The following is a 14,285-nucleotide window of genomic DNA, read 5'->3' on the forward strand; positions in this document are numbered from 1 at the left end:
AGTTCTATCCTCAATCCGGAATAATCTGGCTCGGAAGATCAGGCGCCCGTTGGAAGATCAGGCGCGCCTTAGAAGATCAGGCTCTTGGCCAGCGAGGCGACGCGGCTGAAGCCGTCATAGACGCCGGGCTCGAAGAAGGCCGCGCGCGCCAGCACGATACCGGCGACCAGCGACCAGAACAGCCCGGTGCCGACCCGCAGCAGCAGCTTTGACCCGCGCGAGCGCGGCTGGGTGTCCGTTGCGGACACCAATTGCTCGCCGAAAGGCTCAAACCTGGTGCGTTCCATAGCAGTCAATCCATCAATTTCTGATGGAAATGTCGTCGTTTCGGCCCCAAACAGCAATGGAAGCGATTGGCTTTTTTGCCTCCCGAAGAGGAAACTCCTTCCGCCGGACGGACCCGGGGCAATAGTTTTCTTCTTCCGGCCTATTTGAGCACCGGCGCCACGGCGAGCAGGTAGCGCCGCGCGTATGAAAGGAATCTGCCAATGCCAAACCCCCGCGTGCGCGTCTACACCGACTACAAGAGCTCCTACGCGTTCGTGGCCAACAAGCGCCTATTCGAACTGCAGGAGACGCACGGCGTCGAGCTCGAATGGCTGCCCTATACGCTGCGCGTTGCCGAATTCATGGGGACCGTGGAAGAGCGCACGCCGCATTTCTGGCGCAAGGTGCGCTACGCCTATATGGACGCCCGGCGCTATGCCAATGCGCAAGGGCTCGTCATGAAAGGGCCTAGGCGGATCTACGACGCGTTCTATTCCAGCGTCGGCATGCTGTTCGCCCAACAGCACCGCTTCTTCCGTCCGTATCACGACACGGTGTTTCGTCGGTTCTGGAGGCATGAGCTCGAGATCGACGATCTCGCCGCAATCACGGACGTCATCACGTCCTGCGGTGGCTCGGCCAGCGAGTTCGAAGCCTACGTCCATGGCCCCGCACGCGCCGAGCATGACCGCATCATCGACGAGGCCGAAGTGCTCGGCGTGTTCGGCGTGCCGACCATGGTGTTCAACGGCGAGCTGTTTTGGGGCGGCGACCGCATCGACATGTTGATCGAACGCATCGAGAAGCCCGGGACGATCGAGGCAGCTCTCGGCAGCCGCCATCGCAAGCCGGCATGAGCAGCAACGCTACGCCGCTAGCCCGCTCTCCACCGGAGCAAACTCCAGCCCGAGGCTCTCCGCCACCGCCTTGTTGGTGATACGGCCGCGATGCACATTCAGCCCGTTGCGCAGGTGTGGATTTTCCAAGATCGCAGCAAAACCCTTGTTCGCGAGCATCAAGCCGAACGGCAGCGTCGCGTTGTTCAGCGCCTGGCTCGACGTCACCGGCACCGCGCCGGGCATATTGGCCACGCAATAATGCACGATGCCGTCGACAAGATAGGTCGGATCGGCATGCGTGGTCGGGTGCGAGGTCTCGAAGCAGCCGCCCTGATCGATCGCGACGTCGACCAGCACGGCGCCTGGGCGCATCGATGTCAGCATCGCACGCGTGACGAGCTTGGGCGCACTCGCGCCCGGCACCAGTACCGCGCCGATCACGACGTCGGCGGCGAACACCTCCTCCTCGACCGACTCGATGGTGGAGAAGCGGGTGCGCACGCGTCCGACAAAGAGATCATCAAGCTCCCGCAACCTTGGAATGGAGCGGTCGATCACGGTGACTTCGGCGCCAAGGCCCGCGGCCATGCGCGCGGCTTGCGTTCCCACCACGCCGCCGCCGAGCACGACGACCCGCGCCGGCTGCACGCCAGGGACACCGCCCAGCAGCAGCCCGCGACCGCCAGCGGAGCGCTTGAGCGCGGCGCCGGCGGCCTCGATAGCGAGGCGGCCGGCGACTTCGCTCATCGGCGCAAGCAGGGGGAGGTGACCGGCCGCGTCGGTGACGGTTTCATAGGCGATCGCAGTACAGCCGGAGGCGAGCAAACCCCTGGCCTGTTCGGGATCCGGCGCAAGATGAAGGTAAGTAAACAGGATCTGGCCTTCGCGGAGCTGGGGCCACTCGCTTGTCTGCGGCTCCTTCACCTTCACGATCATGTCGGACTTCGCGAAGATGTCGCGCGCGCTCTCGGCAATGGTGGCCCCTGCCCGCCGGTAGTCTTCGTCGGAGGCGCCGATGCCGCCGCCCGCACCGGTCTCGACCGTCACCTCGTGCCCCGCGGCGACATATTCGCGGACCGCACCCGGGGTGAGCCCGACGCGATATTCCTGCACTTTGATTTCCTTGGGCACACCGACGCGCATCCCGGGCCTCCTTGTGATTCACCTCATGATCGTAGCGACGTGCCCTGTTTGGTTTCGTGCAAATATCCGCTAGCTTTGGCCTCCCTGCGCCGGTTTCCGGCGCGCAAACGCCCTTTCACGCTGGAAACGAAACCTTGGCCCTCGACAGGAAAGATCTCGCCATCCTCGCGGAGCTCACGACCAACGCGCGGGCCAGTCACACCGAGCTCGCGCACAAGGTCGGGCTATCAAGCACCGCGCTCGCGCGGCGGCAGAAGGCGCTGCAAGACGACGGCTATATCCAGGGCTATCAGGCCACGCTCGACCTCGCGCAGTTCGGCCTCACCACCACGGTGCTGGTCCGTATCGCGCTGGAAAGCCAGAGCGATGAGGCGCTGAAGGCGTTCGAGGCGGAGGTGGTGAAATGCCCGTCCGTCGTGCGCTGCTTCCTGATGTCGGGGACCGACGACTACATCCTGATCGTGCTCGCCCGCGATATCCAGGATTTCGAGCGCATCCACCGCATGGAGCTGTCGCGCCTGCCGCGCGTCGCGAGGGTACAATCGAGCTTCGCGCTGCGCGAAGTTGTCGACCGCGCCGTGCCGAATGTGGTGTTCGGCGAAGCAAAGCGCTGACCGCAACCTCTCGGAAAGGCGAACTGCTGGCAAGGAACCAACCGGTCGGTGGTCCGTTGGGCGCTATTGGCCGGCGGAGGCGTGCCCCCGCGTCAACACGGCTGACGTCCGGCACGGTCGCCGTCGCAGGGAGCAGGACATGGGCGATGTCACGCATCAGATTTCCGAACGCATTCCGATCCATCTTGTCGTCAACGGCGTCAGTCACACGCTCGATCTCGTGCCATGGACCACATTGCTCGATGCCTTGCGGGACCATCTTGCACTGAGCGGCACCAAGAAGGGCTGCGACCATGGTCAGTGCGGCGCCTGCACGGTGCTGGTGGACGGCCGGCGCGTCAATTCCTGTCTCACGCTCGCCGTCATGAAGGACGGCGCGGAGATCACGACTGTCGAAGGTCTTGCCAAGGATGGCGCGCTGCATCCCCTGCAACAGGCGTTCATCGACCATGACGCCTTCCAGTGCGGCTATTGCACGCCGGGACAGATATGCTCGGCGGCCGGACTGCTCGCCGAAGGCCGTGCCAAAGATACCGACGAGATCCGGGAGCTGATGAGCGGAAACCTTTGCCGCTGCGGCGCCTATCCAAACATCGTCGCCGCCATCCAGCAGGCAATGGGCCAGCCATGAACAACTTCCAGTACGCTCGAGCCACTGATGTCGCCGACGCCATCCGCTTGCTCGCCGCCGGTCCCGGCGCCAAACTGATTGCCGGCGGCACCAATCTGATCGACCTGATGAAAGAGAATGTCGAGCGCCCCTCCCGGCTGATCGACATTTCCCGCCTGCCGCTCCGCAAGGTCGAAGAGACGCCCGACGGGTCCTTGCGCATCGGCGCCTTGGTGCCGAACTCGGACCTCGCCTATCATCCATTGATCGAGCAGCGCTATCCCCTGCTCGCCAGCGCCATCCTGGCCGGCGCCTCGGCGCAACTGCGCAACATGGCATCGGTCGGCGGCAATCTGATGCAACGAACGCGCTGCGCTTATTTCTATGACACGGCCACGCCGTGCAACAAGCGACATCCCGGCAGCGGCTGCTCGGCAATGGACGGGCTGAACCGCAACCATGGGATCCTGGGCACGAGCGCCGCCTGCATCGCGACCAATCCATCCGACATGAGCGTGGCGCTCGCCGCGCTCGATGCGCTCGTGCACATCGCGGGTCCCTCCGGCGAACGCACCATCGCGCTGACCGATCTCCATCGGCTGCCCGGCGACAAGCCTCATGTCGATACCAATCTCGGCACCGGCGAGATCATCACCGGGATTGAGCTTCCGCCGCGCGGCTTTGCTCAAAACTACAGCTATCTAAAAATTCGCGACCGGATGTCTTATGCTTTTGCTTTGGTCTCGGTTGCCGCCGCGCTCGAATTGGAGGGCAACGCGATCAGCGGGGCACGCGTGGCGGTCGGCGGCGTGGCTCACAAGCCTTGGCGCAGCCTCGAGGCCGAAGCTACGTTGCGCGGCCAGGCCGCAACGCCCGATCACTTCTCGCACGCCGCGGATCTCTTGCTCCAGGGAGCAACAGCCCGCTCACATAACGGCTTCAAGGTCGAGCTCGCACGCCGCGCCATCGTGCGGACGCTGACACAGGCGGCGAACGCCACGCCGCAATCTCAGGCGCACAAGAAGATCGCGTGAGGACCCCATGAACGCTTATGTCGGAACGCCAACGTCGCGTGTCGACGGCCGGGCCAAGGTCACCGGCGCCGCCAAATACGCCGGCGAATTTCCAGCCGACAAGCTCCTCCATGGCTTCGTGGTCGAGGCCATCATTCCATGCGGGCGCATTGCCCGCCTCGACGCGAGCGAGGCGTTGAAGGTCGAGGGCGTACTCAACGTGCTCACGCATGCGAACCGTCCGCCGCTGGCCGACAAGGACGAGGCGTGGAAGGACGAGGTGGCGCCCGAGGAAGGCTCGCCTTTCCGTCCGCTTTATGATGACAAGATCAAGTTCAATGGCCAGCCGATCGCACTTGTCGTCGCAGAGGACTGGGAAACCGCGAAATTCGCCGCGACGCTCGTGCGGGTCGAATATGAGCAGCATGGTTTTGCAACCGACCTCGAAGGCGAACGCAGCAACGCCGCCGAGAAGAACGAGCCGCATAAACCGCGGGGCGACGCCGCAGCCGCCCTTGCGGGAGCTGATGTGCGCCACGAGGCGGACTACGTGATACCGACCGAGCATCACAACCCGATGGAGCTCTATGCGACCACGGCGGTCTGGGACAGCAATGGCAAGCTCACGATCTACGACAAGACCCAAGGCGTCCAGAACGTCCACAAATTTCTCTGCAGCGTGTTCGACAAGAAGCCGGACGACATTCGCGTGGTCTCGCCGTACGTCGGCGGCGCCTTCGGCTCCGGCTTGCGGCCGCAATATCAGGTGGTGTTGGCAACACTCGGCGCGCTCGCGCTGAAGCGGTCCGTTCGCGTCGTACTGACGCGGCAGCAGATGTACGGGCTCGGCTACCGGCCGATGACCATCGAGCGCGTCGGGCTCGGCGCAAGATCCGATGGCGCCCTCGACGCGGTCACGCACGAGGCGATTGCCGTCACCTCGCGCTATGAGGATTTTGCCCGCAACGATACCGGCTGGGCCGAACAGCTCTACAAGAGCCCGAACAGCCGCTTCTCCCACAAGCTGGTGCACCTTGACGTCTCCACCCCCTGCGACATGCGCGCACCGGGCGCTGCGTCGGGCGTCTGCGCGCTGGAATGCGCGATGGACGAGCTCGCCGTCGCACTCAAGCTCGACCCGATCGAATTGCGGCTGAAGTGCTACTCGGATCGCGACCAGAGCGAAAACCTGCCCTACACCAGCAAGCAGTTGCGCGAATGCTACGCGCGCGGCGCGGACGCCTTCGGCTGGAGCAGACGCGATCCTGCGCCGCGCTCGATGCGCGACGGCAAGGATCTGATCGGCTGGGGCATGGCGACGGGTGTGTGGGAAGCACTGCAGATGCCGGTCGCCGTCCGTATCGTGCTGACGTCGAACGGACATGCCGAGGTGTCCTGCGCCGCATCCGACATCGGCACCGGCACCTACACCATTGTGGCTCAGGTCGCAGCCGATGCGCTCGGCCTGCCGATTGAGAACATCAGCGTCCGGCTCGCAGATTCCAGTCTGCCGCAGGCGCCTGTGGAGGGCGGCTCCTGGATGGCCGCTTCGAGCGCGCATGCGGTGCTCGCAGCCGCCGAGGAAGTGCGCAAGGAACTGTTACGCCTGGCCGGGAAGATGCCAGGCTCGCCGCTCGCCGGCGCCGAGCTAGCCGATACGGTGCTGACCGACGGCAGCATTGCCAGCTCCAGCAACAACAGCCGCGCGGTCTCGATCGCCGACGCGATGCGTCACGGCGGCGTCGAACGCATCGAGAAGGAAAAGCTCAATCAATTCGGCGAGGACAAGAAGCACGCGCGTAACACCCACTCGGCCGTCTTCGCCGAGGTCAAGGTGGACGAAGAGCTAAACGTCATTCGCGTGACGCGGGTCGTGAGCGCCGTCGCGGCCGGGCGGATTCTCAACACCAAGACAGGCCGCAGCCAGATCATGGGCGGCGTGGTCTGGGGGATTGGGATGGCCCTGCACGAGGAGACGGTGATGGATCACCGCTTCGGGCGGATCATGAACGCGAACATCGCCGAGTACCACATTCCCGTGAATGCCGATGTTCACGACATCGACGTGATCTTCGTCGACGAGCCGGACGCGCACATCAACGCGCTCGGCATCAAGGGGCTGGGAGAGATCGGCATCGTCGGCGTTCCCGCCGCGATCGCGAACGCCGTCTATCACGCCACCGGCAAACGCATCCGTCGATTTCCGATCACACTGGACAAGCTGCTCGACTGAGACGGTGCAGCAGTCCCCTCTCGGCGCCGGCGTCACCTCACGGCGCCCGGCCGCCAGGCCTCACGAGGGAAAGTCAGCCGGTCTGACTTGGATGCGGTCGGCATGCAGCGACCAGTGGTGCAACGCCTGATCCTCGCAAAACCTCGCCTTCGCCCGCTCTCTGGCTTCGTCCTCGTCGGAAGCGTCGATCTCGAGCGTGCCCTGGCACACCTCGATCTGCCGGCCGTACTGGCCGAGCACGTCCTTCATGAACCTGACCACATAAGTTGACATGGGACCTCCTGCCTGCCCCGGCGGCGCTCACTCTTATCCCATTTAGGCGGAATCCGGGAGGGAGATTTTGACACGGATCAAAGTCGGGCGCGGTTCCCCCCGCCGATCGTTCCGTGGCGCGTAGCGCTAACCGGGACATTGGGCAGCAGGAGCATCGCACCCCGGAAGGACAGAGCGACTGTCAACTACGCCGGCGTCACACCAAACGCCTGCTTGAATCGCTCCACATAGCGTGGCCAGACCTCCGGATTGATGATGCGCGGCGGCCGCTTGCCATCGAGCGTATCCAGCACCTGCTCGGCCGCGATGCGGCCCATGTTCTGCCGCGCCTCGATCGTGACGCCCGCGGTATGCGGGCTCGCCAGCACGTTGTCGAGCTGGAGCAGCGGATGCTCCGGCGGCGGCGGCTCCTTGGACCAGACGTCGAGACCGGCGCCCGCAATGCGCTTCTCGCGCAAGGCCTGGAGCAGCGCATCCTCATCGTGGATGAAGCCGCGCGCCGTGGTGATAAAGTACGCATGCGGCTGCATCAACGCAAATTCGCGCACGCTGATCATGTTGCGGCTGCGCTTGTCGAGCGGGCAGGAGATGGAGACGAAATCGGCGCGGCGCAGCAGCTCGTCGAGCTCGACCTTCTCGCCGCCCCGCTCGGCCATCACCTCGGCCGTGAGGTAAGGATCGTAGGCCAGCACCTTCATGCCGAACAGGCCCTTGCATAGCGCGGCGATGCGGCGACCGACATTGCCGAGGCCGACGATGCCGACGGTCTTGTGCTCGATCTCGTTGCCGACGAGTTCGTTGCGGTTGACGTTGGACTCCCTGCGGAGCTTGCGGTCGGACTGGATGATGCGCTTGGACAGCGTCAACATCATCGCCAGCGCATGCTCGGCGACCGAGTGGGCGTTGCCGCCGGACTGGTTGACGACCAGCACGCCGGCATCGGTGCAAGCCTCGACATCGACAGGATCGAATCCCGCGCCGTTGCTGGAGACGAGCAGCAGGTTCGGCGCGCGCCTCAGGAAGGCAGCATCGACATGGAAGTGCGGGGCCAGTTCGTCACGGGCGGCGCCGATCTGGTAGACATGAGCCGCCTCGATGATCGGCGCGAAATATTCCTCGGGGCTCTCGTTCTCGATGCGATCGAGCCGGACGTCGGGCCGCGCCTTCAGGATGTCGATATAGATCGGATTGGCCAGATATTTGACGTAGAAGACGCGCTTGCTGTTGACGGACATCAGGACCCTTCCGGCTTTCTCCAGGAGATCCGCAGGGCCAGCGCTTCGCGCGCTCCTGTCATGCGTTCCTCCGTTCTCTTGTTGTTGCCGCTTATGACACGGCGGCACCGGCTGCGGCAGGCCGTCTGGCGCAGATCACGGTGCAGTCCGGACATGTTGACAATCCCGCTGCCTGCGTCAAGTTCGGCAGACCGCCGCGACGGCCAAGACAAGGGCTAAGACGACGCCTAAGACAATGGCAAAGACCAAGAAGCATGCGCGGCCGAAGGGAGAACGCAATGCCGATTGCGGAGCAACAAACCTCGTCCGAGGCGGCGCAGACCTCCAGTGACAAGAGCTGGCACGGCATCATCCTGCAAACCTTAAAGCGGAATGAGATCAGCCTCGTCCCTTACGTGCCCGACCGCGTGCTGACGCCGCTGATCAAGAACCTGCACGCCGATCAGTTCTTCACCACCTTTGCCACCGCCCGCGAGGAGGAGGCCGTCGGCATCGTCTCGGGCGCCTGGATGGGCGGACGGCGCGGTGCGGTGCTGATGCAGACCTCAGGCTTTGCGACGCTCGCCAACGTGCTGGCCTCGCTCGCGGTGCCCTACCAGATTCCGCTTATCATGTTCGTGTCCGAGCGCGGCACGCTCGGCGAGTTCAACTACGGCCAGTCACTGGTCTGCCGCACCATGCGTCCGGTGCTGGATTCGCTGGCGCTGGAGCATCACACCATCACCCGGCTCGACGAGCTCGAATTCATTGCCGATCGTTCGATCAAGCAGGCCGTCACGACGCAGGCGCCAGTCGCGCTGATCCTCAACCCGCTGCTCACGGGCGGCAAGGTGTTCGACAAGTGAGTCCGGCCCAAATGAATACAGACGTGCGCAACACCAAAGTGATGAACCGCTTCGACGTCACCTCGCGCCTGATCGCGAAACTCGAGCACGAGGAAGCCGTGATCGGCGGCATCGGCAACACCAATTTCGACCTCTGGGCCGCCGGCCACCGTGCGCAAAATTTCTACATGCTCGGCAGCATGGGGCTCGCCTTCCCGATCGCGCTGGGCGTGGCGCTGGCGCAGCCGGACCGGCGCGTCTTTGCGCTCGAAGGCGACGGCTCGCTGCTGATGCAGCTCGGCGCACTCTCGACGATCGCGGCGTTGAAGCCGAAGAACCTCATCATGATCGTGATGGACAACGGCATCTACCAGATCACGGGCGCGCAGCCGACACCGGCCGCGAACGTGGCTGACATCGTCGCCATCGCAACCGGCTCCGGGCTTGCCAACAGCGCCTGGGCCGCGGACGAGGCGGATTTCGAGCGTCTGGTCGAGGAAGCCATGTCGGCCGGCGAGCCCAGCCTGATCGCCGTCCGCATCGATGACAAGCCCGGCGTCGGCGCCACCCGACGCGATCCCGTACAAATCCGGGAACGCTTCATGCACGGCCTTGGCGTGCGCGAGCCACTTTAACGGTTCGTCATTAACTACACGGCGATCTGATCCTGGCGCCTCGGCAGGCTGCTGCAATCCGTGCTAAGCGGTGCGGATGTCCATTTTGCTTCGCTCCTCTGCCTGGCTGCTTGCCGCCGCCGTCGCCTTTGCAACCCTCGGCCCGCCAGGCCTACGGCCCCATTCCGACCTTGGCCAGGACGGCGAACATGCCCTTGCCTTCGTCCTGGTGGGACTAGCCTTCGGCCTCGCCTATCCGCGCCGCCGCCTGTCGGCCACAGCGATCGCCGTGGTGCTGATCGGCCTGCTGGAACTGATGCAATTCTGGGCACCGGGACGGCATGCGCGGCTGGAGGACTTTCTGGTCGATGCCGGCACCACCTGCATCGGTTTCGCGCTGGCGGCCATCGCCGATTGGGCCATGACGCGGTTTCGCGCAAATCCGGCCCTGACGAGTCAAGGCCCCGCGGAGTGACGCTCCGCAGGGCCCGTCTCTTCAAAGCTCACGCTCCGGTCGATCAGTCGATGATCTTAACGACGCGGCGCGTGCGCGGCTCCACGATCACGCGGCGATCGTTCACGACCGCATAGCGATATTCGGTGTAGTTCGGCACGGGCCGCAGCACCACGGTCGGCGGCAGTGGCTCGCCGACCACGACGCGCTCGTGGACCACGACGGAATCATCGCGCGGAATTCCGCCGAGGATCGCATTCGGGATTTCCAGACCAGCGCCGACCGCCGCACCGACGGTACCACCGACCATCGCTCCGACCGGGCCGCCGATGTCGCCGCCCGCGCGAGCGCCGTCCCTGGCGCCCTGTTCGGTCGTCGACTGGGCAAAGGCTGCACTCGACGCCAGCAGCGACGCGGCAGCGAACGTAATCGCAAGACGGGTCTTCATGTGCTTATGTCTCCAGTGATTGTTGTGCGCCTTCAACCGCGGGGCCGGATCATTGTTCCGGTTCCCCGCCGGATCTAGGCAGAACTACAAGTGGAGACTGTTACCTGGTAACAGTTCAGGCTGCGGCGATCTCGTGCCGCGCCATCAGTTCCAGCGCACGCACCATTGCCGAGTGATCCCAACCCTTGCCGCCATGTGCGGTGCAAGACGAGAACAATTGCTGCGCCACTGCCGTGCTTGGCAGTGACAGGCCGAGCGCGCGGGCGCCTTCAAGCGCGAGGTTGAGATCCTTCTGATGCAGCTCGATGCGGAAGCCGGGATCGAAATTGCGCTTCACCATGCGCTCGCCATGCACTTCGAGAATCCGCGACGACGCAAAGCCGCCCATCAGGGCCTGCCGCACCAGCGCCGGATCCGCACCGGCTTTCGACGCGAACAGCAGCGCTTCGCTGACCGCCTCGATCGTCAACGCGACGATGATCTGGTTGGCGACCTTCGTCGTCTGGCCGTCGCCATTGGCGCCGACCCGGGTGACGTTCTTCCCCATCCGGTCGAAGATCGGCTTCATGGTGTTGAAGGCGCGCTCGGGGCCACCCACCATGATGGTGAGGCTTGCCGCCTTGGCACCGACCTCCCCGCCTGACACCGGTGCGTCGAGATAATCCGCGCCGAGCGCCTCGATCTTCTTCGCAAACTCCTTGGTCGCCAGCGGCGAGATTGAGCTCATGTCGACCACGATCTTCCCCTTGGAAATGCCGCCCGCGATGCCGTCCTTGCCGAACAGCACGGCCTCCACATGCGGCGTATCCGGCACCATGATGATGACCGCATCCGCCTCCTCCGCGACCTCCTTGCTTGACTTGCAGCCAACGCCGCCGGCCGCGATCAGCCCGGGCGCGACCGGCCCGACATCGTGCAGGAGAACGCGATGGCCTGCGGTCAGAAGATGGCCGGCCATCGGCCGTCCCATGGTGCCAAGTCCGATAAAGCCGATGTCGATCATGTCAACGTTTCCTCAGGTCTCGAACGTCTGCGCCGCGTGCCAGGACAGGCCTTCCAGCGTCGTGGTGCGCGGCTTGTATTCGCAGCCGACCCAGCCGCGGTAACCGATCGCGTCGAGATGGCGGAACAGGAAGGGATAGTTGATCTCGCCGGTGCCAGGCTCGTGACGGCCGGGGTTGTCGGCGAGCTGGATGTGCGCGATCTGCGGCAGGTATTCCTGCATAGTACGGGCGAGGTCGCCCTCCATGATCTGCATGTGGTAGATGTCGTACTGGACGAACAGATTGTTCGAGCGCACCTCGGAGATCAGCTGCACGGCCTGCTCGGTGCCGTTCAGAAAGAAGCCGGGGATGTCGAGCGTGTTGATCGGCTCGATCAGCAGCTTGATGTTTTCCCGCGCCAGCGTCGACGCCGCAAAGCGCAGATTCCCGACCAGCGTTTCGTTGAGCTCACGCGGATCGGCATCCGCAGGCGCGATGCCGACGAGACAGTTGAGCTGCTCGCAATCGAGCGCCTTGGCATAGTCGATGGCGCGAAACACGCCGTCCCTGAACTCGCTGATACGATCAGGCAGGATCGCGATGCCGCGCTCGCCCGCCGCCCAATTGCCGGCCGGCAGATTGTGCAGCACCTGCGTCAGCCCATGGCCGTCGAGTTGCTCGCGCAGCTGCGCCTTGTCGAATTCGTAGGGGAAGAGGTACTCGACCCCGCCGAAGCCCGCTGCTTTGGCCGCTGCGAAGCGGTCCACGAACGGCATTTCGTTGAAGAGCATGGTGAGGTTGGCGGCGAATTTCGGCATGATGCTATCTCCCTATTCCGCCGGCTGCAGCACGCCGGGCCGCGCGGTCGCGACCTCGTCGAGCGGCAGATCCAGCACCTCCTCGAATTCGACGATGTTGTCGATTTCCGTGCCCATCGCGATGTTGGTGACGCGTTCGAGGATGAACTCGACCATCACGGGCACGCGATGCTTGGCCATCCATTCGCGCGCGGTCGCGAACGCCGCCTGCGAGTCCTTCGGGTCGGTGACGCGGATCGCCTTGCAGCCGAGCCCTTCGGCGACAGCGACGTGATCGACACCGTAGCCGCCGAGCTCGGGCGCGTTGATGTTCTCGAACGAGAGCTGGACGTGATAGTCCATGTCGAAGCCGCGCTGGGCTTGGCGGATCAGGCCGAGATAGGAATTGTTCACGACGACGTGGATGTAGGGCAGATTGAATTGCGCCCCGACTGCGAGCTCCTCGATCAGGAATTGGAAATCGTAGTCGCCTGAGAGCGCGACGATATCACGATCCGGACACGCCGCGCGCACGCCGAGCGCCGCGGGTAGCGTCCAGCCGAGCGGGCCCGCCTGCCCGGCATTGATCCAGTTGCGCGGCTTGTAGACGCCCAGGAACTGCGCGCCGGCGATCTGCGACAGGCCGATCACGGAGACGTAGCAGGTGTCACGGCCAAACGCCTTGGTCATCTCCTCGTAGACGCGCTGGGGCTTGATCGGGACGTTATCGAAATGGCTCTTGCGCAACATTGTCTTCTTCCGGTCGCGGCAGGCAGCGGGCCACGCCTGGCGCTCGCGCAACCTGCCGGACCGGCGCCACTCCCTGGCGACGGTGACGAAGAGTTCGAGAGCGGCCTTCGCGTCCGAGACGATGCCGAGATCGGGATTGAACACGCGCCCGATCTGCGTCGGCTCGATGTCGACATGCACGAAGGTGCGCCCCTTGGTGTAGGTCTCGACCGAGCCGGTGTGGCGGTTGGCCCAGCGATTGCCGATGCCGAGCACGAAATCGGATTCGAGCATGGTGGCATTGCCGTAACGGTGGCTGGTCTGAAGACCGACCATGCCGGCCATCAGCACGTGGTCGTCGGGGATGGCCCCCCAGCCCATCAGCGTCGGCACGACCGGCACGTTGGCAATCTCGGCGAATTCCACCAGCAGATCCGAGGCGTCGGCATTGATCACGCCGCCGCCCGCGACGATCAGCGGCCGTTCGGCCGCATTGAGCATCTCCAGCGCCTTCTCGACCTGCTTGCGGGTCGCGGTCGGCTTGTAGACCGGCAATGGCTCATAGGTCTCGTCGTCGAACTCGATCTCGGCGAGCTGCACGTCGAGCGGCATGTCGATCAGCACCGGGCCGGGCCTTCCCGAGCGCATCACGTGAAACGCCTGGCTGAACACGCGGGGCACCAGCGCCGGCTCGCGCACCGTCACCGCCCATTTGGTCACGGGCTTTGCGATCGACTCGATGTCGACGGCCTGGAAATCCTCCTTGTAGAGCCGCGCGCGCGGCGCCTGCCCGGTGATGCAGAGGATCGGGATGGAATCAGCGATCGCGGAATAGAGCCCGGTGATCATGTCGGTCCCGGCCGGCCCCGAGGTGCCGATGCAGACGCCGATATTGCCGGCCTTGGCCCGCGTATAGCCCTCGGCCATGTGCGAGGCACCCTCGACATGGCGCGCCAGGATATGGCGGATCGAGCCGCGCTTCTTCAGCGCCGAGTAAAGCGGATTGATCGCGGCCCCGGGAACGCCGAAGGCAGTCGAGATGCCCTCCTTCTCCAGAATTCGCACGGCAGCATCGATGGCTCGCATCTTCGCCATATCGGACCTCGCTTGAGTTGCATTGGCTTGAGCGAGATCATCGGGCCCGCGAGGGCTTCACTCAACGAGATCGATTTTATTTTCCACGATGCGGCAGCCGCGGAAAAAACGTGG

Annotated in this window: 16 protein-coding genes; 8 read left to right on the forward strand and 8 right to left on the reverse strand. The window is 64.4% G+C overall.

Going from position 1 to position 14,285, the window contains the following annotated elements:
* Positions 1-68 precede the first annotated feature (68 nt).
* The gene (locus RX329_RS29250) at positions 69-287 is read right to left on the reverse strand and encodes a hypothetical protein (protein WP_007593267.1); all 219 of its coding nucleotides are present in this window, start codon (positions 285-287) and stop codon (positions 69-71) included.
* A 201-nt stretch (positions 288-488) separates the two neighbouring features.
* Between RX329_RS29250 and RX329_RS29255 the strand changes: the two genes are divergently transcribed.
* The gene (locus tag RX329_RS29255) at positions 489-1,124 is read left to right on the forward strand and encodes a 2-hydroxychromene-2-carboxylate isomerase (RefSeq protein ID WP_018458605.1); all 636 of its coding nucleotides are present in this window, start codon (positions 489-491) and stop codon (positions 1,122-1,124) included.
* A gap of 9 nt (positions 1,125-1,133) precedes the next feature.
* Here the strand turns inward: RX329_RS29255 and ald are convergent, their stop codons facing one another.
* Entirely contained in the window at positions 1,134-2,249 is a 1,116-nt protein-coding gene (gene ald, locus RX329_RS29260) for an alanine dehydrogenase (RefSeq protein ID WP_018458604.1), read from the reverse strand.
* 134 nt (positions 2,250-2,383) lie between these two features.
* Between ald and RX329_RS29265 the strand changes: the two genes are divergently transcribed.
* The 4 genes from RX329_RS29265 to RX329_RS29280 all read left to right on the forward strand — a co-directional run bounded on the left by RX329_RS29265 (position 2,384) and on the right by RX329_RS29280 (position 6,719).
* Entirely contained in the window at positions 2,384-2,863 is a 480-nt protein-coding gene (locus tag RX329_RS29265; protein WP_018458603.1) for an Lrp/AsnC family transcriptional regulator, read from the forward strand.
* Between the two features lie 139 nt (positions 2,864-3,002).
* Complete coding sequence (locus RX329_RS29270) at positions 3,003-3,494, forward strand: (2Fe-2S)-binding protein (protein WP_018458602.1); 492 nt, start codon at positions 3,003-3,005, stop codon at positions 3,492-3,494.
* On the forward strand, positions 3,491-4,507 hold the full coding sequence (locus RX329_RS29275; protein ID WP_018458601.1) for an FAD binding domain-containing protein: 1,017 nt from the start codon (positions 3,491-3,493) through the stop codon (positions 4,505-4,507). Before RX329_RS29270 ends, RX329_RS29275 begins: the two co-directional genes overlap by 4 nt.
* Before the next feature lie 7 nt (positions 4,508-4,514).
* Positions 4,515-6,719, forward strand: a complete 2,205-nt coding sequence (locus RX329_RS29280; RefSeq protein ID WP_018458600.1) for a xanthine dehydrogenase family protein molybdopterin-binding subunit — start codon at positions 4,515-4,517, stop codon at positions 6,717-6,719.
* Between the two features lie 60 nt (positions 6,720-6,779).
* On the opposite strand, the gene RX329_RS29285 is transcribed toward RX329_RS29280, so the two are convergent.
* Together RX329_RS29285 and RX329_RS29290 are read right to left on the reverse strand one after the other, a co-directional pair.
* Positions 6,780-6,992 (reverse strand): hypothetical protein, encoded by a 213-nt coding sequence (locus tag RX329_RS29285; protein ID WP_007608382.1) that lies wholly within the window; start codon positions 6,990-6,992, stop codon positions 6,780-6,782.
* 185 nt (positions 6,993-7,177) lie between these two features.
* Positions 7,178-8,227, reverse strand: coding sequence for a hydroxyacid dehydrogenase (locus RX329_RS29290; RefSeq protein ID WP_018458598.1), 1,050 nt, complete (start codon positions 8,225-8,227; stop codon positions 7,178-7,180).
* Positions 8,228-8,505: 278 nt separating this feature from the next.
* Between RX329_RS29290 and RX329_RS29295 the strand changes: the two genes are divergently transcribed.
* The 3 genes from RX329_RS29295 to RX329_RS29305 all read left to right on the forward strand — a co-directional run bounded on the left by RX329_RS29295 (position 8,506) and on the right by RX329_RS29305 (position 10,140).
* On the forward strand, positions 8,506-9,072 hold the full coding sequence (locus RX329_RS29295) for a thiamine pyrophosphate-binding protein (RefSeq protein WP_026233617.1): 567 nt from the start codon (positions 8,506-8,508) through the stop codon (positions 9,070-9,072).
* An 11-nt stretch (positions 9,073-9,083) separates the two neighbouring features.
* Positions 9,084-9,686, forward strand: a complete 603-nt coding sequence (locus tag RX329_RS29300) for a thiamine pyrophosphate-dependent enzyme (protein WP_018458596.1) — start codon at positions 9,084-9,086, stop codon at positions 9,684-9,686.
* 76 nt (positions 9,687-9,762) lie between these two features.
* A complete protein-coding gene (locus RX329_RS29305) occupies positions 9,763-10,140 on the forward strand; it encodes a VanZ family protein (RefSeq protein ID WP_018458595.1) in 378 nt (125 codons plus the stop codon).
* Between the two features lie 43 nt (positions 10,141-10,183).
* Here the strand turns inward: RX329_RS29305 and RX329_RS29310 are convergent, their stop codons facing one another.
* The 4 genes from RX329_RS29310 to gcl form a co-directional block, all read right to left on the reverse strand.
* A complete protein-coding gene (locus tag RX329_RS29310; RefSeq protein ID WP_018458594.1) occupies positions 10,184-10,567 on the reverse strand; it encodes a DUF1236 domain-containing protein in 384 nt (127 codons plus the stop codon).
* 115 nt (positions 10,568-10,682) lie between these two features.
* Positions 10,683-11,570: a 2-hydroxy-3-oxopropionate reductase gene (locus tag RX329_RS29315; RefSeq protein WP_317244737.1), complete on the reverse strand. Its 888-nt coding sequence runs from the start codon at positions 11,568-11,570 to the stop codon at positions 10,683-10,685.
* A 12-nt stretch (positions 11,571-11,582) separates the two neighbouring features.
* A complete protein-coding gene (gene hyi / locus RX329_RS29320) occupies positions 11,583-12,368 on the reverse strand; it encodes a hydroxypyruvate isomerase (RefSeq protein WP_018458592.1) in 786 nt (261 codons plus the stop codon).
* 12 nt (positions 12,369-12,380) lie between these two features.
* Positions 12,381-14,171 carry a glyoxylate carboligase gene (gene gcl / locus RX329_RS29325; protein ID WP_018458591.1) on the reverse strand — a complete coding sequence of 597 codons (1,791 nt, stop codon included), beginning with the start codon at positions 14,169-14,171 and terminating at the stop codon, positions 12,381-12,383.
* Between the last annotated feature and the right edge of the window lie 114 nt (positions 14,172-14,285).

It is taken from the genome of Bradyrhizobium sp. BWC-3-1, assembly GCF_032917965.1.
GTDB lineage: Bacteria > Pseudomonadota > Alphaproteobacteria > Rhizobiales > Xanthobacteraceae > Bradyrhizobium > Bradyrhizobium canariense_D.